20 protein-coding genes are annotated in these 21,404 nt (G+C 64.7%); 7 read left to right on the top strand and 13 right to left on the bottom strand.

Features of this window, described 5'->3' with window-relative positions:
• Positions 1 to 30: 30 nt before the first annotated feature.
• The 4 genes from NKG59_RS04340 to NKG59_RS04325 form a co-directional block, all read right to left on the bottom strand.
• The gene (locus NKG59_RS04340) at positions 31 to 2,118 is read right to left on the bottom strand and encodes a leucine-rich repeat domain-containing protein (RefSeq protein WP_253535564.1); all 2,088 of its coding nucleotides are present in this window, start codon (positions 2,116 to 2,118) and stop codon (positions 31 to 33) included.
• A 109-nt stretch (positions 2,119 to 2,227) separates the two neighbouring features.
• Positions 2,228 to 3,418, bottom strand: coding sequence for a hypothetical protein (locus tag NKG59_RS04335; protein WP_045205524.1), 1,191 nt, complete (start codon positions 3,416 to 3,418; stop codon positions 2,228 to 2,230).
• Between the two features lie 70 nt (positions 3,419 to 3,488).
• Positions 3,489 to 4,796, bottom strand: coding sequence for a hypothetical protein (locus NKG59_RS04330; protein ID WP_253535562.1), 1,308 nt, complete (start codon positions 4,794 to 4,796; stop codon positions 3,489 to 3,491).
• Between the two features lie 413 nt (positions 4,797 to 5,209).
• Positions 5,210 to 7,516, bottom strand: a complete 2,307-nt coding sequence (locus NKG59_RS04325) for a TonB-dependent siderophore receptor (protein WP_253535560.1) — start codon at positions 7,514 to 7,516, stop codon at positions 5,210 to 5,212.
• Between the two features lie 668 nt (positions 7,517 to 8,184).
• On the opposite strand from NKG59_RS04325, the gene NKG59_RS04320 reads away from it, so the two are divergent.
• The gene (locus tag NKG59_RS04320) at positions 8,185 to 9,087 is read left to right on the top strand and encodes an SET domain-containing protein (RefSeq protein ID WP_253535557.1); all 903 of its coding nucleotides are present in this window, start codon (positions 8,185 to 8,187) and stop codon (positions 9,085 to 9,087) included.
• A 188-nt stretch (positions 9,088 to 9,275) separates the two neighbouring features.
• Here the strand turns inward: NKG59_RS04320 and NKG59_RS04315 are convergent, their stop codons facing one another.
• From NKG59_RS04315 to NKG59_RS04300, 4 genes are all read right to left on the bottom strand, one after another.
• A complete protein-coding gene (locus NKG59_RS04315) occupies positions 9,276 to 10,580 on the bottom strand; it encodes an MFS family transporter (RefSeq protein WP_045205521.1) in 1,305 nt (434 codons plus the stop codon).
• 191 nt (positions 10,581 to 10,771) lie between these two features.
• On the bottom strand, positions 10,772 to 11,995 hold the full coding sequence (locus tag NKG59_RS04310; protein WP_253535555.1) for an MFS transporter: 1,224 nt from the start codon (positions 11,993 to 11,995) through the stop codon (positions 10,772 to 10,774).
• A 100-nt stretch (positions 11,996 to 12,095) separates the two neighbouring features.
• Entirely contained in the window at positions 12,096 to 12,932 is an 837-nt protein-coding gene (locus NKG59_RS04305) for a GntR family transcriptional regulator (protein WP_253535552.1), read from the bottom strand.
• A gap of 171 nt (positions 12,933 to 13,103) precedes the next feature.
• Entirely contained in the window at positions 13,104 to 13,646 is a 543-nt protein-coding gene (locus tag NKG59_RS04300) for a winged helix-turn-helix transcriptional regulator (RefSeq protein ID WP_253535550.1), read from the bottom strand.
• Between the two features lie 134 nt (positions 13,647 to 13,780).
• On the opposite strand from NKG59_RS04300, the gene NKG59_RS04295 reads away from it, so the two are divergent.
• The 3 genes from NKG59_RS04295 (at position 13,781) to NKG59_RS04285 (ending at position 15,961) form a co-directional block, all read left to right on the top strand.
• The gene (locus NKG59_RS04295) at positions 13,781 to 14,359 is read left to right on the top strand and encodes a GNAT family N-acetyltransferase (RefSeq protein WP_253535547.1); all 579 of its coding nucleotides are present in this window, start codon (positions 13,781 to 13,783) and stop codon (positions 14,357 to 14,359) included.
• Positions 14,360 to 14,600: 241 nt separating this feature from the next.
• Complete coding sequence (locus NKG59_RS04290; RefSeq protein WP_024978174.1) at positions 14,601 to 15,035, top strand: VOC family protein; 435 nt, start codon at positions 14,601 to 14,603, stop codon at positions 15,033 to 15,035.
• 50 nt (positions 15,036 to 15,085) lie between these two features.
• Entirely contained in the window at positions 15,086 to 15,961 is an 876-nt protein-coding gene (locus NKG59_RS04285; protein WP_253535545.1) for a LysR family transcriptional regulator, read from the top strand.
• A 27-nt stretch (positions 15,962 to 15,988) separates the two neighbouring features.
• Here NKG59_RS04285 and NKG59_RS04280 read toward each other — a convergent pair whose 3' ends face one another.
• From NKG59_RS04280 to NKG59_RS04265, 4 genes are all read right to left on the bottom strand, one after another.
• Positions 15,989 to 16,348, bottom strand: a complete 360-nt coding sequence (locus NKG59_RS04280) for a hypothetical protein (RefSeq protein WP_045205514.1) — start codon at positions 16,346 to 16,348, stop codon at positions 15,989 to 15,991.
• A 67-nt stretch (positions 16,349 to 16,415) separates the two neighbouring features.
• Positions 16,416 to 16,844 carry a roadblock/LC7 domain-containing protein gene (locus NKG59_RS04275; protein ID WP_052672855.1) on the bottom strand — a complete coding sequence of 143 codons (429 nt, stop codon included), beginning with the start codon at positions 16,842 to 16,844 and terminating at the stop codon, positions 16,416 to 16,418.
• Positions 16,841 to 17,356 carry a GTP-binding protein gene (locus NKG59_RS04270; protein WP_045205513.1) on the bottom strand — a complete coding sequence of 172 codons (516 nt, stop codon included), beginning with the start codon at positions 17,354 to 17,356 and terminating at the stop codon, positions 16,841 to 16,843. Before NKG59_RS04270 ends, NKG59_RS04275 begins: the two co-directional genes overlap by 4 nt.
• On the bottom strand, positions 17,357 to 18,079 hold the full coding sequence (locus tag NKG59_RS04265) for a hypothetical protein (RefSeq protein ID WP_045205512.1): 723 nt from the start codon (positions 18,077 to 18,079) through the stop codon (positions 17,357 to 17,359).
• Here NKG59_RS04265 and NKG59_RS04260 point away from each other — a divergent pair.
• Together NKG59_RS04260 and modA are read left to right on the top strand one after the other, a co-directional pair.
• Positions 18,078 to 18,296, top strand: coding sequence for a hypothetical protein (locus NKG59_RS04260; RefSeq protein WP_253535543.1), 219 nt, complete (start codon positions 18,078 to 18,080; stop codon positions 18,294 to 18,296). The two genes, NKG59_RS04265 and NKG59_RS04260, sit on opposite strands and share 2 nt — an antisense overlap.
• A 169-nt stretch (positions 18,297 to 18,465) precedes the next feature.
• A complete protein-coding gene (gene modA, locus NKG59_RS04255) occupies positions 18,466 to 19,239 on the top strand; it encodes a molybdate ABC transporter substrate-binding protein (protein WP_253535534.1) in 774 nt (257 codons plus the stop codon).
• Here modA and NKG59_RS04250 read toward each other — a convergent pair whose 3' ends face one another.
• Positions 19,240 to 20,538 carry an MFS transporter gene (locus NKG59_RS04250; protein WP_045205510.1) on the bottom strand — a complete coding sequence of 433 codons (1,299 nt, stop codon included), beginning with the start codon at positions 20,536 to 20,538 and terminating at the stop codon, positions 19,240 to 19,242.
• Between the two features lie 171 nt (positions 20,539 to 20,709).
• On the opposite strand from NKG59_RS04250, the gene NKG59_RS04245 reads away from it, so the two are divergent.
• Entirely contained in the window at positions 20,710 to 21,369 is a 660-nt protein-coding gene (locus NKG59_RS04245) for a TetR/AcrR family transcriptional regulator (protein WP_045205509.1), read from the top strand.
• The last annotated feature ends 35 nt before the right edge of the window (positions 21,370 to 21,404 follow it).

Raw genomic sequence — 21,404 nt, 5'->3', positions numbered from 1 at the left:
CTTTGTCATTCGTGCCCGCCAGCCGCGCGGTCAGGGGCGGTTTGACGGCCCGGCGGTGCCTTGCTGAACAAGCGTATTCCAGTGGCGCTGGGCGATGGGAAGCAATGCCAGCGCAAGACCTTCGCGGCGTTCGTCTGCGGTGCCGTGCTGATCCTGCCGTGCCAACCGGTGGAGGGCCTGCGCATTCGGGTCGTGCGCAATCCGCGTCGCCAATTGCGGCAAAAGACGCCTGAGCGTACTCGTTCCCTTGGCCCCCTCGGCCACTTTGCTGAGGTCCAACACGAATTGGCGGCCAGCTTCTGATGCCAGCAGCGGTTTCAGTTCTGTCTGCAACGGCTGTGCAAGCGCTGCGAGTGTGGCCCGCGCCTGCGTGGCGGTCCATAACTGCTGAACAATCGGCACCAGCTGTGCAGCCACCTGGTGCGAAGGGTTGGTTGACGGATAGCGCCGTGCCTGCTCGCGCAGGTTCTGGATCTGCGCGTGGCTGGCAATCTTCTGAGCGAACGCCGGAAGCATGTGTTGCAGCCGGCTGGAGCCGCGCACGCCAAACGCGCCTTCGCCAATGGCGATCACCAGCTGGCGCCCCGCGCTGGAGGCCACCAGATCGGCAAGTTCATGCTGCAGGGCGCGCGGCAGCGCACGCGCGGCGGTAGCCAAACGTGCGGACACCTCGCGATCGGGCTCCATGTTGAACGCGTTGGCCAATGCATGCTGCATGGCGGTAGACGCATCGGCCTGCACGGCGGTTGGATTGCGCAGGACCTGATTCCTCACTTCGGGTAGCCGGTCATGGGCATTCTTCAGTCGAAACGCGACCGAGACCAACTGGCCGTCATTCATGTCGCTTGCCGAGCCGAAGACGGCATTTTCCATCTCTTCGTTCTTGCGCTCGATGTCGGCGCGCAGCAGTTGAAGGCGAGGCGCGTTTTTCATCGCCCAGTCTTCACGCACCTTGCCGATTTCGGTGTGCAGATGTTCCGGAAAGTGCACCTTGCGGCCGGGCATCGGAGTGATGAGCGATTTTGGCAGACCTTGCATCGTGAGCCCCGTGCAGCCACGCAGATCGATGGTCTTGAGTTGGCGCAGGTTTTCGACCGACGCCGGGACGGCGCGTAGCTGCGGACAGTGCGAGAGGTCGAGCGTTTTCAGATGACGCAACTGCCCAATGGAATCGGGTACCGAAGTCAGGCCTACGTTGTGGTGCAGATTCAGTTCGGTGAGCTTCGACAGATTGCCGATGCTGGCAGGCACCTCGCGCAGGTAGGTGTGTGCCAGAGACAGTGTTTTCAGCTTGCGTGCATTGCCAATGTCGCGCGGCAACCCGGTGAGCGGTGAATGCTGGATGGCAAGGTGCTCCAGGTTCGCCAGACCGTGCATGGTCGGTAACTCGCGCACGCCACTTCCCACGATCTCAAGATGTTTCAGGCTCGACAACTGCCCCAGCGTGTCGGGCACCGCGTGCAAGCGTTGGTTGTCGTGCAGCTTGAGCGTCTCCAGCAGGCCAAGGTTGCCCAGATCATGCGGCAACTCGCGCAAGTCGCAATCCGACAGGTGGAGCGCCTTGAGGTGCGCGATTTCGGAGACGAGATCCGGCAGATGGAGCACGGGCGTCGCCTTCAGTTCGATCTTGTCTGCTGGATCTCGACGCCCTCGCGCCACGTCTTCGATATGCGTCAGTGCAATGTCGAGCTGTCGTGCCGCATTGAAGTGAGCAGGAGGGTTTGCCGGACGGTAGTCTGCAATCCGGGCATGCATCTGCGCGTGCCATTCTTCCAGGGCCTGGCGGACGCCGGAGCCGGCGATGCGCGCATTTACGGCAGCGGCGCCATGCAGCGGGATTTCGGGCGCCGGGGCGCGTGCATGGAGTGGGCTGTTTGGTGCCGTGCGCGAAGTCCCGGGTGATGTGCCGGCGGTGATGTTGGGGCGTGCAGCGGAAGGCCCGCCAGCATTTGCAGACGAGCGGCGCAGCCCGAACAATCCGGCAATACCGCCGCGCCGGGGCTGCCGTGCCGGCTCCTGCCGTGGGGGCGTGGCGTAGGCGGGGACGTTGCTGCGCGCTGGAGTGGAATCGGCGGCCGGAGCCTGCGAAGTGCGGCGGAATGGATTGATCGAGGGCATTGAGATTCGAGTCGGGGGTGTACGACGTTGGCGTCGCACCGGTGGTGGAAAACAACGACCCCACGCCAACATCGCGTGGGGCCGAGGTGAAACAAACGCACGCGGTGGCTTATGCGGCCTTCTTATGCGTCGACGTGCTGACGTTGGCGCTAGCGCTCACCTGGCTCGAGCCGGAGGACTGCGGCGCCGATACGGGTGCCTTGGAGGTGACGTCGTCGCCGTCGTCATCGTCGTCGTCATTGCCGTTCGACTTGATGGCGTTCAGCATGCGTTGATTCGCGGACTGCTGTTGCAGGAGTTGCAGCTGCAGGAGCGCATCCTGCCCGGTGGGGTCGGCGCCGTTGGGTTGAGCCTTGTTGCTGCCGTTGCCGTTGCCATTGCTGGAGTCGACTTCGGCCTCGTGCTTCTTCTTGCCCTTGCGGCTCGCGTCTTCGTGGCCGTCTGCGACGGCCTGATGTTGCGTGCCGACGTAGTGCGCTTCAGGCTGTGTGGCGTGCCGGGTCTTGCGCGAGGCATGGAAATCTCCTGCCACGCCAGCGCCCGCAGCAGCAGCGCCGAGCAGCATGCCGCCGGTGCCATTGCCGCTGCCGCTCACCTTGTCGAACAGGTTCTGTGCCTGTGCGCCGGCCTCTGCCTTGGTGCCTTCCTTGGCGGCAAGCTTGACCGCATCCTTCAGGCCGCTGCGGCCGCCGGTCAGCGCGCCTTCCACCACCGAGTCGACCACCGTACCGCCCAGGTGCGTCTTCTGCAGTGTTGCCACGGCCGCGCTGGCGGCAAGGCCTTCAGGCGTCAGGTCCGAGGCCAACTGTGCGGCGTTACCTGCGGCTGAACCGATATCGCCCAGCGCTTCACCAAAGCGACCATGCGCGGCGGCTTTGCCGGCTGCGATGCTGCTGTCTGCGAAACCGTTGACGCTGTCACCAATGCCCTTGACCGTGCGGTCAGCGATGTCGTTGACGAAACCGCGCGCCTTGTCGACCTTGCTCAGGGCCTTGTCCAGCCCCTTGCTCAGGTGGGCGTTTTCCAGCGATTTTTCAGCCACGTCGAAGGCGGCGGTATTCAGATCCCGCATGCCCTTGAAGGTGGCTTCGCCAACGCCCACGGCGTCGTGCAGCGCTTTTTGAATGCGCAGATGCACCAGATCGTTGGTCAAGGCTGCTGTTTGTTTGGCGACGGCTTCCACGTCGTGGGCGAGGTTCTTGCCTACGCTCTCGGCGGCGTGGGCGATGCCCTTGCCGACCTTGGCGATGTCATTGCCCAAGTGCTGAAAGGCGTGCTTGATTTTGCTGAAGATACTCATGGTGAGTCTCCGTGCTTGAGATGGCAAAAATGACGGCCGTTACCCGGCCGTCAGGTTAAGTAGCCTGGCGTTACGCGCCCTGCACCTGGGACTGCTGCTGTTGCGCGCCGCCGGCCTTTTGGGCTTGCAGTTGCTCCAGCACCTTGATCATGTCTTTGAGCAGCGTCTCGAGCTGGGCCATGGGGCTGTTGGTGCCATTGCCGGTGCCGTCTGCGCCGTTTGCGCCATCCGCCGTGGAGGTGTTCGGCGTGCCGGATGCACCGGACGCGCCGTTTGCCCCACCGGCTGCCGTGCCGCCCGCTGCGCCGCCTGCACCGTTTGCCCCGCCGGCCGCACCAGCGTTGCCAGCGCCACCCGCGCCAGCGCCGCCGCCTTGCGTCTGGTCGCCGCCAAGCGCCTGTTGCTGTTGTTGAGCCAGCATCTTCAGCAGATCGTCCAACACCTTCAGCAGTTGTTCGATCATGGAGTCGTTGCTGTTCTGGCCGCTGGCCTGGGCACCGTTGGCGTTGTTCGCGCTGGATGTGCCATCGGCTGCGCCCGTGTTGTCGGCACCGTTTGCACCGCCGGCATCGCCCGTGTTGTCGGCACCGTTTGCACCGCTGGCATCGCCCGTGTTGTCAGCGCCGTTTGCACCGCTGGCATCGCCCGTGTTGTCAGCGCCGTTTGCGCCACCGGCATCGCCTGTGCTGTTGGAGCCATCGGCACCGCCTGCCGCGCCTGCGCCGGCGCCGCCGTCAGCGCCACCTGCCGCGCCTGCGCCTGCGCCTGCACCTGCGCCTGCACCTGCACCGGCACCGCCATCAGCACCGCCGGACGCGTTCGACATCATCTGCTGCTGCATCAGTTGCAGCGCGTCGTCGAGCATCTGGAGCATGTCGTCCATATTGAGGCCCTTGCCGCCGTTGGCGCCACCCGCGCCATCGACGCCCTTGGCGCCTTCGCCCGTGTCGAGCTTGTGCTGCATCTGCTCGCTGAGCGTCATGAACTTCAGCAGGTCTTCCAGCAGCTTCATGAGCGCTTGCATCGGGTCCTGGCTGCTGGAGTCGCCGCCGTTGTCATCGCCAACTTGCTGGCCCTTGCTGGCTCCCTGCGCGCCTTGTGAACCCTGGGCGCCTTGCGCACCTTGGCTTGCAGACGGGCCATGCGCAGCACCCGCGCCCGGGGCGCCACCGCCGGCTGCGCCACCCGAGCCGCCGCCAGCGCCTGCATTGGCGCCACCTTGTGCGGTGGCGTTGCGCAGCATGGCTTCAAGCACCTTCAGGATGTCTTGCACGAGATGCTGCAGCGGGCTTTCGGCCTGATTCTGTTTGCCGGGCTGATCCAGTTGGAGCTGGGTCGAGATGTTCAGTGAAGCGTTGTCTTGGACCTTCATATTCATGTGTCACCTCAGTGGGCAGGCGTGATGCATGGCACCGCCCAGGCCGCTGACTGGACGCATGCCGATACAAAGAGGAGAGAAACGCCGCACGACCGACGTCTGCAGAGAAACGGCGGCACGGCAATCGCTTCCGATTCCGGTTCGGGTCGCGGGGCCGGCATGGCCCTGCGCGTTCTGCCCGTGCCGGGCCGCGCAGCCCTGGGCAGCCGCGTGCCGGCACGCCGATCGCAAAGCGAAATGGCATGTCGGGCGACTTTGGTGGAACGTTAGGGAATGTCGGCCATCAGGCGATGCAGCAAGGCCGAAGCGCTGATCACCGAGACGAAATCGCAGGCCAGACAGATGCCCGCCGAGGCAAATTCAAAGGTGCGCCGCCGTGTCAGGTCATGCGGCGGGTGAATCGACGGTGGGTTTCAGAAGTTGTGCGTGACGCGCAGCGCCAGCGTGCGGCCGGGCAGGATCGGGATGTAGCTGCTGCTGAGCGTGTTGCCGTACATGCGCACGTTGAAGAGGTTGCGGGCAAAGACGTCGATGCGCCAGCTCTTTTGGTGCCAGAAGAGGCTGCTGTCGACGCGCACGGCGCCGGGCACCCGAAACGAGACATCACCATGGGCATCGGCTCGGCCTTGCGCGCTGATGCCAAGCCCCACGCCGGCACCTGCGAACACGCCGCTTTGTATGGTGTACGTCGTCCAGAGCGCGGCGTTTCGAGCTGGCACGCCGGGTACGTAGCCGCCCGGTAGCCTTGCCGACATACGAGAGGCCGACAACCACAACGAGGCCTCCCAGCCGCGCGCCACCGTGCCCTGCATCGACAGTTCCACGCCCTGGTTGGTTTGTTCGGCCAGTTGTGTGTAGTAGCCCGGGTGCGACACGTCGGCCAGGCTCACGTTCTTGGCATCGATGCGATAGAGCGCTGCCTGTGCCGTCAGCGTGTGGTGGGCGTTTTCCCATCGCAAGCCGGTTTCGACCTGGCGGCTGCGCTCGGGTTGCGTGCCGGTGCCGTCATAGAAGTAGCCGGTGTTGATCTGGAAGCCACGCATGTAGTCGGCAAACCAAGCCGTGGTGGGGGTGAGCTTGTAGAGCACGCCAACGGCAGGCGTCCAGGCCACGCCTCGCAACTGCGTATGGGGCAGCAGGGCGACGTAGTTGTTCGCGCGGATGGAGCCGGACATCTCCCATCTGTCGCCAATGGAGACGTGGTCGCGCAGGCGGAAGATCGATTGCCGCAACGTCTGCGACAACCAGTTGCCCGGAACGAACGTTGCCTCCGGCAGCGGTACGGGCGCAAATGGGTCTTGCGTGACCTGGGCGATGGACCCCGGTTTGATCAGGTTCTGCCGCTCCTGGATCTCTTCCCAGCCGAGCGTGAATGCATGGCGCACGGCGTTGTGCGACAAGGTGCTCGTCAGCTCGTTCGACATGGCCCAAAGGCGGCTCTCTGTATGGCGCAGCCCGCAGATGGTGTTGTTGGGCATGGCGTTATACGACGAGGCGGAGCCGAGGTCCCACTGGGCCGATTCCTCTCTTACGGATTCATAGCTCGCCCGCGAGTGGATGGCCCAGTCATCGGTCAGGTTGCGCGAGGCCGTGTAGTAGACCCGCGTGCCGCTGCCTTCAACGCGGTCGTCTACGTTGCCGAAGGGAAGCTGCACGGGCACGCGAGCAGGTGCGCCCCCCAGCGCGAAGGTGGCGGGCGGCACGGGCTGCCGGCTGGTGAGCGATTCGATGCCGGCGGTGATGCTTGTTGCGCTGTCGTTCCAGCCCAGCGCGGCGTGGCCGTAGCTGACGCGGTGGCCCGCGTATCCGGCGTCGCTGTCGGTCGTTGTGTCATTGAGCCCAACGAAGCGGTAAGACAACCCGTTGCCCCCGAAGCCGCCGGCCAGGTCAGCTACCACCTTACGCCCGGTGTGCGAGCTGATCTCCATGGCGATGCTGCGCTGCGCGACGGCGGTGGGCGCCTTCAGGCTGGCATTGATGGCGCCGCCAGCCATGGTGACGCTCGCCACGTCGGCGTTCGGCCCTTTGATGACGTCGATCTCTTCCAGTGCGTCCACGGGCCGCAAGGAGCCGAGCTTGTCGGGCAAGCCATCCACCGAAATTGTGTTGGTCAGGTAGCCGCGGATGGCGTAGAGCGGCGGTGCTGTGGGGTCAGCCAATACCGATGCCACGCCGGCCTGCGCCAGTGCCGCATTCAATGAGGTCGGCTGTTGGCTGGCCAGGAGACCGCGCGTGATCGTATTGACGGCGTGCGGCATGCTCGTCATCGGCATTTCAACGCGGGTGATGGCGCTGCTGGAGACCACCGCGAATCCTATGTCGCCTGCGCCATGGACTTCCGACGGCGGTAGCGAGCCGATGTCACGCGGTGAGTCGGGTGCGCCGGCGTTGTCGGCCGCCACGACGGTGAGCGTGCCGTCAGGCAGTACGGAGAGCGCCAGCCCGCTGTTTTGCAGTGCCAACCGGGCCGCGTCTGCGGCCGTCATCTTGCCGTCGATGGGGCCTGCCCAGCGCTCCTTCACAAGGCTGGATGCGAACGACACCGGTTGACCGCTCAACCGCGTGATTTCCATCAGGACATGCTCGAGCGTCGAGCGCTCGATATGCAGTTGCAGCGGCTCGTCAGCCGCCATGGCATGCGCCTGCTGTGCCATCGACAGTCCGATCAGCACGGCAGCCAGGCCAGGGAGGCGGAACCAGGTAAGAGGCAAGGGCGTCATGAGGGACAGCGCTGTCACCGTACGGCGAAGGTCTGCAAAAGACAGGGAACAAAACACGTCAGCGCAACCTGCGCGTGAAATTTCCATGGCGTTCTGCGGCATCGCAGAGGCAGGCGGACTTGGCGGCTAGGCGACCTCCCAAAAGCAGACGTTTACGCGCAACGCGATGTGTTTGGGGCTCAAAGCGGCACGAGGGATGCGCATGCCGTCGAGCAGGCTGCCGCAGATGCGGTCAAGGCTGTACCGCGATGTGTCCGGAAAGAAGCCTGGGTTGAGCGCGGATGCGCCCCCCGGTTTGCGCGCGGTTTCAGTACAACACCCATGCCGAACCGGCGTTCGCATTTCGCCGGCACGATCGACGGGATTCGCTTCTCGTTCATACCCCACCCGTATTTTTATTGTGGTGAAACGGGCGCGAATAACGCAGGAACCGTGCCACGTTTCCCCTCCGAAGTGGGGGGCGGATTTCCGCCGAGCCGCTTGACGCGGCCCATCGGCGCAGCGCAACGCAGTGACAGATCGGGCGAGCTGTTTCCTTTGCGAACATGATTCGATCGGCGGGCTGCGTTTCGCCCCGCAACGGTTCGTTTCGCGCCGTGGGGTCGCCGTGCGGCGCCTGCCCGCTATGGTTGTTGGCGTTTCTGACTCGTCCTTCTGCCGTGGTGCTTATGCTGTCATCAACGTCTTGCTTTGCCGATGCGCTGGCCGATCGTATTCGCTCGTCGCTCCAACAGACAGCTCAGACGAGCGGACTTGCCGCGCGGCACGAGCGCTTTTACGAAGTCGCCCAGGCGCTGCGATCCGAAATTCTGGAATTGGTGTCCGAAGAACCGGACGACCTCGCCGTGCTGAAGTGCGCTCAGGCCTTTCGAGAAGAGACGCAGTCATTCAAGCAGCGGCACGCCATTGTGCGACTCGCGTATTCGCCCGAGGTCGACCAGCGCTATCCGTTTCGCGATGAAATGGAGCAGCCCATTCTTATCACCACGCTTGAGCCGACGGGGCGATCCAGAGACCGCTTCGAGCGTTACCCGGCAGACGCCGTATGGCCGTATCTGCAGGCCGATGTGACGCCCAGCCAGCGTGGCGCGCTGTACCACCGCACGCTTGTGTGCCGGCGGATGCAGCGCGCTGACCTAAACGACGCGCGCGAGGAGGCGCTCATTGGCGAGCGCGGTGTATTTGCCGCCCGAGACATTGCCGTGGGCGAATGCCTTGGCGTGTACGGCGGCCGGCTCCTGACGCCCGCCACTTATTACACCTGCCTGGACGATTCCTTTGTGCTGAGCACCAGCGCTGGCGGCATCGATTCGTGGGTCGACGGTGAAAACATCCTGGCGATGGCCAACACCATCTTTGCTTACGAACGCGGCAAGGCGGATCGGCAGGCGGAGTCGGGCTACAACATGGAGGCTGCGGTGTTTGAGGCCACTTCACGTTGCGGACGACGCTTTGCCATCCGCGCCTTCTTTGCCACAGAGCGCGTGGCCGCCGGTGCCGAGTTGCGCTGGAACTATCGCTACGCGCCGGACCTGATTCGCCAGCGGTTTGGCGCGCACGCTGCGGTCTAAGGGTAGGACGCAGATGTCATTGCAGCGTCAGCGGCGTCGGTTTCCCCAAAACGCTTGCCGACTTCCTGTCCAGGAGCTGCGTGCCAAATCAACCCGGCGACCGGCAAGACCGCCTATTGAAATGGACATGAAAAAGGGCGCTCTACCAAATCAGAGCGCCCCAGCGTGCATCGATCAGCGGCGAGCCGTTACGGCTCGTGGCGCAGATACCCTTCCTTGCTCGGGTCTGGCATGAAGTACGTCACAACGAACGACACCGCGCACAGCGCTGTCACATACCAGTAGAACGTCGATTCGGTGCCGGCCTGCTTGAACCACAGCGCAACGTATTCCGCCGAACCACCGAACACCGCGTTGGCAATCGCATACGACAGGCCCACGCCCATTGCGCGCACTTCCGGCGGGAACATCTCGGCCTTGATCAGCCCGCTGATCGACGTATAGAAGCTGACGATGGCCAGCGCCAGCGTGATGAGGCCGAAGGCCGCGAGCGGAGTCGACACCGTGGCCAATGCCTTCATGAGCGGCACCGTCCCCAGCACCGAAAGGGCCCCGAACAGCAGCATCGAATTGCGTCGACCAATGCGATCGGATAGCGCGCCAAACACTGGCTGCAGCACCATGTAGACGAACAGCGCGCCCGTCATCACGGTGGAGGCAGTCTTGGTGTCCATGTGCGCCGTGTTGACGAGGTACTTCTGCATGTACGTCGTGAACGTGTAGAAGATCAGCGAGCCGCCGGCGGTAAAGCCGAGCACGCGCATGAACGCACCCTTGTGCTGCCACGCCCCGCGGATCGTGCCTGCGTGCTCGGCCTTGCGCGCCGAGGCGGTCTGCGTTTCGTGCAGCGATTTACGCAGGTACAGGGCGATCAGCGCCGTCAGCGCGCCCACCACAAACGGAATGCGCCAGCCCCAGGCTTTCAGCTCGGCGGTCGTCAGCAGTTGCTGCAGGATCACCAGCACGAGCACCGCGCACAACTGGCCGCCGATCAGCGTCACATACTGGAACGAGGCAAAGAAGCCGCGGCGTCCCTTCAGCGCCACCTCGCTCATGTAGGTGGCACTCGTGCCGTATTCCCCGCCCACCGAGAGGCCCTGGAAGAGTCGCGCTACGAGCAGCAGGAACGGGGCCAGCGCACCGATCTGCGCGTACGTTGGCAGTACCGCGATCAGCAGCGAGCCGCCGCACATCATCAGCACCGAGATCATCATTGCAGTGCGACGGCCGTGCTTGTCGGCAATGCGGCCGAACAGCCAGCCGCCAATCGGACGCATCAGGAAGCCAGCCGCAAATACGCCCGCCGTGTTCAGCAGTTGCGTCGTGCGGTCGCCGCTGGGGAAGAACGCCGGCGCAAAGTACAGCGAGCTGAACGCGTAGACGTAAAAGTCGAACCATTCGACGAGGTTGCCCGACGACGCGCCGACGATGGCAAAGATACGGCGGCGTGTGTCGTGCGGGTCAACCGCATGCGGGGTTGCAGTGCTATCCATGAGGGCGTCTCGGTGTGGTTGTTCTGTGGGCAGCCTAAGCTGACCTTCAGAATTGTAGCGACATGTCGCAGATTGTCGCGCCCCGGAATTGCCCCGATGGATGAGATGGTGTGTTGCGGGAGGTGTGGAGCAGGTGTGCGGAGGTTACGCAGAAATGGGTACGCTCAACGCGGGTACCCGGCCGATTTCGCTCACCGCGCCCCCTGCCGCACGTTGAACACCGCACGCAGCCCGAGCGCCACCAGGGCCGCCGCCGTGCAGAACGTCATCAGTCCCGTCCAGCGCGCGCTCGTCCAAGCCAGGCTCGCGCCATACGCACCCACCGACATGCCGATGAACAGCGCCGTCATGAACACCGCGTTGATGCGGCTGCGCGCTTCGGGGGCCAATGCATAAATGATGGTCTGGTGCGACACCAGCGCTGCCTGCACGCCCACGTCAAAGATGAGCGTGCCGATCACGATGGCGATAAGCGATTGCGGGAACAGCGCCATCGCGGCAAACGTCACCGCCATGAGCAACGCGCCGCCTGCCGCGATGTGGCCTGGCGCAACGCGGCCTGACAATCGGCCGGCAATGCTCGCGCCCAGCGCGCCCGCTGCGCCGGCCAGACCTAGCAGACCCGCTTGCCCCGTCGACAGGCCGAGCGAACCCGTCAGATGCAGTGTCACGGTCGACCAGAAGCCCGAGAACGCAATGCCGATGAACGCCTGCGTGATGGCCGACGCGCGCAGCCGCGGGTGCTGGGCGAACAGCGTGCCGAGCGAGCGCAACAACGTGAGGTACGGCTTCCGCATGGTCGCTGGCGGCGTCACGCCAAAGTGGGCCGCGCGCACGGCAATCGCCAGCCCGACAATCGCCACTGCCGACACGCCGAACGCCGCGCGCCAGCCGAAGTGGTCTGCAATGATGCCGCTGAATACGCGCGAGCTGACGATGCCGATCAGCAACCCCGTCATTACCGTGCCGATGTTGCGATTGCGGTTGTGGTCGGTGCTGATGGCGGCGGCGCTGGGCACGAAGTCCTGCGCGATGGTGGCCGACAGCCCCACCACAAAGCCCGCCGCAGCCAGCACTGGCAGGTTGGGCGCAAGGCAACTGGCGACGAGCGCCAGCGTGAGCAGCACCGCCTTCCACAGGATGACGATGCGACGGTCGTACCGGTCGCCCAGCGGGCCGAAGAAAAAGATGCCGCTGGCATAGCCCGCCGCCGTGAGCGTCGGCAACACGCCCAACGCGTGCGGCGCGATGGCGAGGTCGCGGCCAATGAGGCCGAGCAGCGGGTGGTTCAGGTAAATGCATGCCACGCTGATGCCCGCACCGGCCGTGAGCAGGCGGATCAACCCTTGGGTGTCAGGTGCGGCTGGAGCGGTGGCGGCGGTGGCGGGCGTTGGGGACGCAGGCGAGGTCGACATGGAAACCTCATGGAGGAAATTGCTGCATCGCAGCGAAGCGGCGATGCTAACAACTTTCCTCTGGGCTTGCTGGCGGCCAATAACCTTGCTGGGGGTGGTGTCAGGCGCGCTGTCCGGCGGGGTCGGGCGCTGAGGCAGGGGCCTCTTCCACGTCTTCGCTGTGGCCGCCCTGCACGTCGTGGCCGGCGTTGTCGATCCACAGGCGAGCGCGGTCTTCGCCCACGCGCGACAGCTCCATGCGGTATTCGTAGCGGTCGGGTCGGTAAAGACCCTGCAGCAGTTGCACGGGCCGCCCGCTCATCTCGCGCACGATGCGCTGGACGGACAGCAGCGGCGCGCCCACTGCCACATCCAGGTACTGCGCCGTCGCCACATCGGCCAAACGGGCAGACACCACTTGCGACGCCCGATCGATCCGCACGCCCGAGCCCTCGATCAGCCGCAGCAGCGACTGGTTCGCCAGGCGGTCCAGCGTGAGCTTGCTTGTCACGTCCAGCGGCAGCCACGTGGTGATCAGCGCCATGGGCGTGTCTTCCAGGTGGCGCACGCGCACGAGTTTCTTGATCGGCGTGCCGGGTGCGATTTCCAGGCATTTGGCCTCGTCGGGCGGGGCCAGCACGTCTTCAAATTCGACGACGACGGCGGAGGTGCGCTCGCCCACGTCGATGATGTTCTGCAGCAGCGTCTGGGCGCCGCCGCCCATCGTCACCGGGTCATCGGGTTTGACGACAAACGTGCCCATGCCGCGATGGCGGCGCACCAGACCTTCCTTGACGAGGTAGTCGAACACGCGCCGCATCGTGACGCGCGAGGCGCCGAACTGGCGGGCCAGCTCGATCTCGCCCGGCATCGGGCCGTCACTGAACCGGCCCTCAAGAATCTGTTGGCGCAGGACGACGTAGATCTGGTGGTAGAGCGGTACCACGGCATCAGGCATGGCAGTCGTGGTTCCGGGCGTGAGCAGCGAGGTCGAGGGCGAAATCAAGAGGGGCGGCCATCAGCCGATGGCACAACGGCGCGGAATGCGTTGGAAAGGCGGGTCGAACGCGGCCGTTTGCCCATTCATCCGCGACGATAGGGCGTTTTTCCGGGCCTGTAAAGTTGTGTGTTACCCGTTGGCAGGCGGTGTATCAGCGGCCGTTGCAGCGGGACTTTCCCCCTGCCCATAACGGGGATTGCGCTCGCGCATCGAGTTCTTGGGCGCAACGGGCTCGCCCAGCGCATTGACCAGCGCCACGTGGATCGGCGTGCCGCTTTCGCGGTCGCGCAACAGGATCGGGCCTTCGCCGTCGGGCGTGAGGTAGCGGTCGCCCCATTGCATCAGCGCGACGATGGCGGGCAGCAGGTCGACGCCCGCCCGCGTGAGCCGGTAGGCATCGCGCACGCGGTCGCCCGGCTCCTGATACGGCACGCGCCGCAGGATGCCGTACGTCACCAACGCCTTGAGCCGCGACGACAGGATCGCCGACGAGCACCCCGTGCGGCGCAAAAACTCATCAAACCGCGTCACGCCCGAGAACGCCTCGCGCAGCACGAGCAGCGTCCATTTCTCGCCGACGATCGACACGGCGGCCGCGATCGAGCAGGGCTCTTCCATCGACGTCACAAGCTCCGACGCCGCTGGGACGGGGAAGGGTTCCGGGATTCTCATGGCAAAAGCATAGTCAATTCTGACTTTACTTGCAAAAGTCAGGGTTTCTGCTAATCTAGCTTCAAATTAGAAAGTCAGGCGGTGATCCCGTGCTGGCGGTCAATAACAACGATCCATCGCGTGAGGAGATCCCCATGCTTTACACCATCCACCGTTACCCCGCCGAATGGATCGACCGCTGGACCATGCACGACGGCTCCATCGCCACAGTGCGCCCGATTCTGCCGCAAGACGCCCCGCTTGAGGCTGCCCTGGTAGAGGGGCTGTCGTCCGAGTCGCGCTATGCGCGGTTCCTGGTGGGCGGGGGCCGGCTGACCGACGAGATGCTCGCCGCTTACACGCAAATCGATTACGTGAACCACATGGCGCTGGTCGTGAGCGTGGCGCGCCCCGACGGCACCGGCGAAGACCTCATCGCCGATGGCCGCTTCGTCGTGGAAGACGGTGTGGCCGAATTTGCAATGCTGGTGGCCGATGCGTGGCAGGGCAAGGGCGTCGGGCGGCGCCTGTTTGCCACGCTGGTCCGTGCGGCCCGGGTGTGCGGCGCGCGTGAAGTCTTCGGCGAGGTGCTGTCCATCAACCGCCGAATGATCAGCCTGGCGCGCGATGCGGGTTTCCACGTTGCCAATGTCCCGGGAGATGCCACCGTCTGCACCGTGCGCCTGCCGTTGGCCGATGTTGAAACGGTCATGACGCCGTTCGTTTTCGCCTGAAATTCCGAGCTTTGCGGCCCTGCACCTCATGCAGGCGCGCTTACCGTGTGTCTCTTTCGCCGCCGTTGGGCGGCTTCTTTTTTGGCTGATTCATCGATATTTATGGTGCTCATCGCAAAAAATCATCGCTTTTGTGGATGAATGGATGCGCATAGACTCATCCGCGTGGCCTGGTGTGTGGGTGCCCCGCACCTGCGTGCCGGTGCCGCCTTGTTCAATCCCTGCCGCCTTTGCCCCCACCATGAGCGACGTCACACCCGTGCTTGCACCGTTTCACCTGGCTTTTCCTGTCCACGATATTGCTGCGGCGCGCGCCTTCTATGGCGACATCCTCGGTTGCCCGGAGGGGCGCAGTTCGCCGGACTGGGTGGATTTCAATTTCTACGGCCACCAGATCGTTGCCCACCTCGCGCCGGACGAAATCGGCCACCGCAAGACCAGCGCCGTCGACGGCGACAACGTGCCGGTGCGGCACTTCGGCGTAGTGCTGTCGATGCCTGAATGGGAAGCGGCAGCCGACAAGCTGCGCGCAGCCGGCATCGAGTTCATCATCGAGCCGCACATCCGCTTCAAGGGTGAAGTGGGCGAGCAGGCCACGATGTTCTTCCTCGACCCCTCGGGCAATGCCATGGAGATCAAGGCGTTTGCCAATATGGCGTCGCTGTTTGCCAAGTGAGCCGGCGCGGCGCGCGTATCCTTGCGCTTCTCCACTGATGCGCGCGCTCCATGCTTCGAGAACTCAAGACCTTCATCGCCGTTGCCCGGCACGGCACCTTTGCGGGCGCAGGCGATCGTATCGGCCTGACGCAGTCGGCGGTGAGCGCGCAGATCCAGCGTCTGGAAGCGTCGCTCGGCTTCCCGCTCTTTGACCGCACGGGCCGCTCAGCCACGCTCAACGCCGCCGGGCGCGATGCGCTGGCGCTGGCAGAACACATCGTCACGCTGTATGCCCGTCTGGGCGACCAGGCAGGCGGCAACGAGCAACGCGGCCTGGTGCGCGTCGGCGCGATTGCTTCGGTGCAGACGTCGTTTCTGGTGGATGCGCTGGTGCAGTTTCGCAGTGAATTCCCGCATTGCCGTGCACGCATCGTGCCGGGCGTCTCACTTGACTTGCTTGGCTTGGTGGATGCCGGCGAGATCGACCTCGCCGTGCTGATCCGCCCCCCGTTCGCGGTGCCGGCCGATCTGGAGTGGCGCACGCTGGTTGCCGAACCGTTCGTGCTGCTGGTGCCCGCCAGCGTGCCCGGCGATGACTGGCGCGCGTTGCTCACGCGTCAACCGTTCATCCGCTACGACCGCCGCTCGTTCGGCGGCCGCCGCGTCGACCAGTTCCTGCGCGACCAGCGCATCACCACGCACGACGTGATCGAACTCGACGAGTTGCAAGGCATGACGCAGCTCGTCGCACGCGGGCAGGGCGTCGCACTTGCCCCGCAGACCGCCGCGCAAGCCACCTGGCCGCCCGGCACACGTGCCATCAGCTTGGGTGACGACACGTTTTACCGCGAGATCGGCCTGATCGAACGCCCCCGCCACAGCCGTCAGCCCATTGCTGGGCGGCTTGCCGATTGCATTGACGAAGCCGCCCGTCCGCATCAGTGATGCGGTGTGCCGCGGGCACCCAACCGATCAAAAGCTCAGGGCCTGTTCGATTTCCTGAACCTTGCGCCGCGCCAGCGCCAGGTTCGATTTGTTCTTGTCGAGCACGACGTAGAGGAACAGTCCGGGTTTGCTCGCGACGGGGCGAATGATGTGGTACTGCTTGCTGAGCGTGATCAGGATGTCGTCAATGACATCGTCCAGCTTGAGTGCCTGCATGGTCTTGAGCTTGGCGCGAACCACCTCGGTATTGCCCGCCGCGGCGAGTTCGAGGTCGATCCCATCGCCTGCCGATGCGAGGATCATGCCGCTGGCGCTGTCGACCAGCATGGCGCACATTGCTCCGTCGAAGGTTGCGAGATGGGTAATGGAACTGTTGAGATTGCTCATGATTTGACTCCCCCGATGGTGTGAGTAGGTTGTGGCGATGAAATCGGTGCGACCGCGGCCAGTGCGGCTAGGCGGGTCGGTGCAGCAAAGACATGGCGGGCAGCGCAGCGAGTTCTTCTGCGATGCGCTTGGCCTCCCATAGGGCGCGCCCGAGCACGGCATCGTGCCGGTTCGCCATGCACACTTGCACGATCGCGGACTGGCGGACCGGCTGGAACACCATGGTCCCCATGTCGGTTTCAAGCACCATCCGGTGGCAGGTGCTGAAGCGCATTTCGCGCCCCAGTGCACGGACCACCGACATGACCGTGCTCGTCATGGCCGAGAGGCGCGCCGCGCTATAGCGTGTTGGGTCCAGTGCAGAGGCAATCGTGAAGCCGTCGAGCGTACAGAGCGTCGCGGCGGACAGGTCGGGTAGCGCATCGGCGTACCTGGTCAGCACCGCCGTGGCGGCGTGCGTGAGTTCGGCTGGAACGGGGGATGCTGCTGCGTTCATGTTTGCAGGGTGTAGAGCATGATTTCGACGATATCGAGCATCTGTGCCCGCTCGCGGACATCGGCCATGACCACCGGAATGGCTCGCCCGAGCACCTGGCTGAGCTGGGCGGAGAACGCATCGACCCGAGCGGGCGTGGCCGGCCGCGCCACAAGCACCAGCGTGGATGGCTGCGCGGGTTCCGAGGCGATGCGACGCAGCAGGGGAATGCAACGCTCGCCCACGTCGGGCGCGTTGACGTCAACCATGACGATCGCGCCGGCGATGACGGAGATGAGCCAATCCCGCAGGAAATCGAAACGGTCCTGCCCGGGGCTGCCGTAGATCTGCAGCAGTTCGCCATTGCCCAGATCCACCTCGCCGAAGTCGACGCCAACGGTTGTGGTGGCCTTGGCGGACGCGTGGCGATCAAGATTGGGCACATCGCAATCGATGGTCACCTCACCGCAGAGCGTGCGAATGGCTGTTGTCTTGCCGATGCCCATCGGGCCGAAGATGCCAATGCGATGCATTCAGGGTCGGCCTTGTAGCTGATGGCGAGACGTTCGCAGCCAGCGCCCGACGACGTCGAAGAAGCGGCTGTGGGAAACGCTTGCGTTCGCGGGCGCGGTCGCCAACGGGGCATCGCGGTGCACGTCGATCTGCAGGGCGCCAAGCCGATTGAGCGTACGCAGCAGCAGGCGGGCCTCTTCCTGTTCGAGTCCGCCGTCCGTCGTCAGCCAACGCAGGCTGACCGCGCGATTGGTCATGGTTGCCATCGCTCGCCGGAAACGCAGCGCCTGCAGATGCATCTCGAGCGTGACCCAGCGCAGCAGGCGGTAGGTCGGCTCGGGGCTCGCCTCAGTGATTTGCGTGGGGAGAGATTCGACGGCTGCGGGGCTCGGACGCGCGGGTTTGTCCATCAGACGCAGCGCGACGCGATCCAGCGTCACCCAGAGGTCCGGTAGGCTGAACCCAAGTGGTAAGTGGAACGCGTCGTCGCCGTGGCTGGATTGTGGTGTCTCGTCGAGCCAGATCTTAACGGGGGCCGCAGCGACCGCATCGGCCGACCCGGGGGCGAGTACCACCACATCGGCCTGGCCGGGCAGGACTTCATCCCATTGATAGAGCGAGCGGCCGACAAGCGCGCTGATTCCTGCGCGCAGCCGGCGTTGCAGACCTTCATCAAGATGCTGCAATGAGATGCTGCCACGTCGGTGATCCACGCGCGCGTGGCCCGGTGCGAGCGGCTCCATGCCTGTTCCCCCCAATTCAGATATCCCGAACCACGAGAACGGCCGGCGCATTGCTCGGTACTTCTGCGTGGAGATGCGGCATGCATGCCGGGGCTTTGATCAAGCCACTGGTGCGCTGCCTGCTGTTGTTTGTGTCTCGATTACGGCGCTGTTCTGGCGCCCGTCTATCGGTAAGCGAGAGGCTAGCATCGTCATTGCCGCCTTTGCGCAAGCCTGAGGAATCTTGAGTTTTGCTTATGAATCGCTGATGAGTCCGCGGCGGTAGCGAGGTGACGAGACACAGGCTCGGCATCGGTGATACCGGACATGTGCCACCGCTCATTGACCGAGCGTTATATCGACTCGTATATTACGGGCGGTCATCCATCCACTTTCCCGGGTCTGTCATGCAACGTTTCTTGCCGCGCGCGCATGTGCGCACCATTGGTCTGGCCGCCGCGTTGTCGCTGGGCTTGGCAGCGCCCGCGCATGCGGCGGACCTTGTGGTTTCGGCGGCCGCCAGCCTGACCAACGCCTTCAAGACGATCGCGCAGCAGTACGAAGTGCTGCACCCGGATACCAAGGTCGTGCTCAACTTCGGCGCGTCCGACGTGCTGATGCAGCAGATCGTGAAGGGCGCCCCCGCTGACGTATTTGCCTCCGCCGATCAGGAGGCGATGAACAAGGCCGTGGCCGAGAAAGTCATCAAGGCCGAGACGCGCCACGACTTTGTTGCCAACCAGCTCGTGCTGATCGTGCCCGCCACGGGCACGGTGCCCGTGCATGCGCTGGCCGATCTCACGAGGCCCGAAGTGAAACGCGTGGCGATCGGGAATCCAGCGTCGGTGCCGGTGGGCCGCTATGCCAAGCGTGCGCTGGAAGCGGCCAAACTGTGGGAGCCGGTGGAGGCCAAGGCGGTGCTGGCGCAGAACGTGCGGCAGGCGTTGGACTATGTGTCCCGCGGCGAGGTTGAGGCCGGCCTGGTGTTCTCCACCGATGCCGCCATCGCCGCTGACAAGGTGAAGGTGGCGAGCCCCGTGCCGCTGAATGTACCGCTCACGTACCCGATCGCTGTGACCTCGGGCACGAAGCAGCTGCAACCGGCGGCCGACTTCGTGGCGTATGTGCTGTCGCCCGCCGGCCAGGCGGTGCTGGCCAGGTACGGTTTTCTGAAACCTTGATTACGCGGTAGCCGGTTGACCCGCGCGCTCGGCATCTTGCTTGGGCGTGCGGTGAATGCGCAGCACCAGGAAGGCGCCCGCCACGCACAGCCCGCCCGAAATCATGGAAGCGAGCGTGTAGTTGCCCAGCGAAGCGCGCATCATGCCCGCACCCAGCGTGGCGAATGCCGCGCCCAACTGATGCCCCGCGACGATCCAGCCGAACACGATGGGCGCTGCGGCCTTGCCGAACACGTCGTTGGTCAGGCGCACGGTGGGCGGCACGGTGGCAATCCAATCCAGGCCGTAGAAGATCGCGAACACCGGCAGGCCGAAGAACTCGAAGCCGAACGCATACGGCAGGTAGATCAGCGACAGGCCGCGCAGGCCGTAGTACCAGAACAGCAGCACGCGGCTGTTGTAGCGGTCGGACAGCCAGCCCGACAGCGTGGTGCCCACCAGGTCAAAAATCCCCATCGCGGCGAGCAGGCTCGCGCCCTTCACTTCAGAGAACCCGTGGTCTGCGCACATGGCAATGAAGTGCGTGCCGATGTAGCCGTTGGTGCTCGCACCGCAGATGAAGAAGCTGGCAAACAGCAGCCAGAAATCGCGCTTGCGTGCGGCCTGCACGAGCGTCTGCATGGCCAGGGTGATCGGGTTGGCGCGCGGGCCTGGATCGACTTCCGGCGTATCGGCAGGTTCGCCATAGGTGCGCAGGCCGACGCTCTTGGGCGATTCCGGCAGCAGCAGCCACACGACCGGCAACAGCAGCGTCAGCGCGCCGGCCACGATCAGCACCACCGGGCGCCAGCCGTAGCTCTCGACCACTGCGGCCATCATCGGCAGGAACACAAGCTGCCCCGTGGCCGAGCTGGCCGTCAGGATGCCCATGGCCAGCCCGCGATGCGAAGTGAACCAGCGATTGACCACCGTTGCGCCTAGCGTGATGGCCGCCACCCCCGTGCCCCCGCCCACCATCACGCCCCACAGCAGCACCATCTGCCACGGCTCGTGCATCATCGCCGAGAGTGCCGTGCCGGAAATCAGCACCGCCAGCGCACCGAGCACCGTCGGGCGGATGCCGAAATACTGCATCGACGCCGCTGCAAACGGCCCCGTCAGCCCATACAGGGCAATACCGATTGAGATGGCCAGCGAGATCGTGCTGCGGCTCCAGCCGAATTCGTGCTCGAGCGGCAGCATCATCACGCTGGGCGTGGCGCGCGTGCCGGCAGCGCACAGCAGGATCAGGAACACCACCGCCAGCGCAAGCCAGCTGTAGTGGAAACGGGGGGCGATGAGGCGGGCAAGTCGCTGCATGGGCTGTCCGATTCTTTCGATTCTTGTTGGGGCGACAATATCGCATTCGTTACCGGTCGGTAACAACGTGGTTGCGATAGTAGGTACCGGTCGGTAACATGTCAAGCAGCATTCGAATGACACCGGCGTAGCTGGGGCTTTGTGCCCCACCGCGCTTGCAGGAGCATCACCATGGCCACGCCCAACCGCCGCGGACCTCGCGCGCTGTCCACCGTTGATCAACCCAAACCGACGCCGCGTCGCATCAGCGGCGAGGACGCGCACGCCAGCCTGCTCGAAGCGGCTCGTCAACTGTTTTACTACGAAGGCGTGCGGGCCGTGGGCGTCGAGGCCGTGGTGGAGAAGGCCGGCGTCAACAAGATGAGCCTGTACCGCCAGTTCAAGTCGAAGGACGATCTCGTCATCGCTTACCTGGAGCGCAGCGACGAGAGCTTCTGGGGCTACTTCAACGCGAGCGTGGCCAAGCACCCGGACGACGCGCGCGCGCAACTGCTGCAGTTCTTCATCGATGTATCCGAACGCGCCTCACGCCCCGGCTATCGGGGCTGCCCGTTCGTGAATGTGGCGGCGGAGTTTCCGGATCTGACGCATCCGGCGCGGCAGTTTGTCCAGCGCAACAAGGCGCTGCTGCTCACCCGCCTGCGTGACCGTGCCCAAGCCGCCGGTGCGACCGATCCCGATGCGCTGGCCGACGACTTGGCCTTCCTGATCGAAGGCGCCTACACCGCCAGCCAGACCTTCGGCACCGATGCGCCGCGCCTCATCAAGAGCCTGCCGCGCACGGCACGCGTGTTGCTCGATGCGGCTATCCCCGCGCGCAAACCGGACTGATGTTGTAGCGCACTCACGCACACGAGATATGGGCG

This window comes from Ralstonia chuxiongensis (genome assembly GCF_024158925.1).
Lineage (GTDB): Bacteria > Pseudomonadota > Gammaproteobacteria > Burkholderiales > Burkholderiaceae > Ralstonia > Ralstonia chuxiongensis.
The sequence above is the reverse complement of the archived record's forward strand: the minus strand, read 5'-3'. Positions and strand labels throughout refer to the sequence as shown.

What these genes read in the sequence shown, in the direction of transcription:
- NKG59_RS04275 (WP_052672855.1), bottom strand. Translation starts at nt 16,844, where the DNA reads ATGAACGCAGCAGCATCCCCCGTTCCAGCCGAACTCACGCACGCCGCC.
- NKG59_RS04300 (WP_253535550.1), bottom strand. Translation starts at nt 13,646, where the DNA reads ATGAGAATCCCGGAACCCTTCCCCGTCCCAGCGGCGTCGGAGCTTGTG.
- NKG59_RS04330 (WP_253535562.1), bottom strand. Translation starts at nt 4,796, where the DNA reads ATGAATATGAAGGTCCAAGACAACGCTTCACTGAACATCTCGACCCAG.
- NKG59_RS04315 (WP_045205521.1), bottom strand. Translation starts at nt 10,580, where the DNA reads ATGGATAGCACTGCAACCCCGCATGCGGTTGACCCGCACGACACACGC.
- NKG59_RS04290 (WP_024978174.1), top strand. Translation starts at nt 14,601, where the DNA reads ATGAGCGACGTCACACCCGTGCTTGCACCGTTTCACCTGGCTTTTCCT.
- NKG59_RS04310 (WP_253535555.1), bottom strand. Translation starts at nt 11,995, where the DNA reads ATGTCGACCTCGCCTGCGTCCCCAACGCCCGCCACCGCCGCCACCGCT.
- NKG59_RS04320 (WP_253535557.1), top strand. Translation starts at nt 8,185, where the DNA reads ATGCTGTCATCAACGTCTTGCTTTGCCGATGCGCTGGCCGATCGTATT.
- NKG59_RS04245 (WP_045205509.1), top strand. Translation starts at nt 20,710, where the DNA reads ATGGCCACGCCCAACCGCCGCGGACCTCGCGCGCTGTCCACCGTTGAT.
- NKG59_RS04260 (WP_253535543.1), top strand. Translation starts at nt 18,078, where the DNA reads ATGCCTGTTCCCCCCAATTCAGATATCCCGAACCACGAGAACGGCCGG.
- NKG59_RS04305 (WP_253535552.1), bottom strand. Translation starts at nt 12,932, where the DNA reads ATGCCTGATGCCGTGGTACCGCTCTACCACCAGATCTACGTCGTCCTG.
- NKG59_RS04280 (WP_045205514.1), bottom strand. Translation starts at nt 16,348, where the DNA reads ATGAGCAATCTCAACAGTTCCATTACCCATCTCGCAACCTTCGACGGA.
- NKG59_RS04270 (WP_045205513.1), bottom strand. Translation starts at nt 17,356, where the DNA reads ATGCATCGCATTGGCATCTTCGGCCCGATGGGCATCGGCAAGACAACA.
- NKG59_RS04340 (WP_253535564.1), bottom strand. Translation starts at nt 2,118, where the DNA reads ATGCCCTCGATCAATCCATTCCGCCGCACTTCGCAGGCTCCGGCCGCC.
- NKG59_RS04295 (WP_253535547.1), top strand. Translation starts at nt 13,781, where the DNA reads ATGCTTTACACCATCCACCGTTACCCCGCCGAATGGATCGACCGCTGG.
- NKG59_RS04250 (WP_045205510.1), bottom strand. Translation starts at nt 20,538, where the DNA reads ATGCAGCGACTTGCCCGCCTCATCGCCCCCCGTTTCCACTACAGCTGG.
- NKG59_RS04335 (WP_045205524.1), bottom strand. Translation starts at nt 3,418, where the DNA reads ATGAGTATCTTCAGCAAAATCAAGCACGCCTTTCAGCACTTGGGCAAT.
- modA (WP_253535534.1), top strand. Translation starts at nt 18,466, where the DNA reads ATGCAACGTTTCTTGCCGCGCGCGCATGTGCGCACCATTGGTCTGGCC.
- NKG59_RS04265 (WP_045205512.1), bottom strand. Translation starts at nt 18,079, where the DNA reads ATGGAGCCGCTCGCACCGGGCCACGCGCGCGTGGATCACCGACGTGGC.
- NKG59_RS04285 (WP_253535545.1), top strand. Translation starts at nt 15,086, where the DNA reads ATGCTTCGAGAACTCAAGACCTTCATCGCCGTTGCCCGGCACGGCACC.
- NKG59_RS04325 (WP_253535560.1), bottom strand. Translation starts at nt 7,516, where the DNA reads ATGACGCCCTTGCCTCTTACCTGGTTCCGCCTCCCTGGCCTGGCTGCC.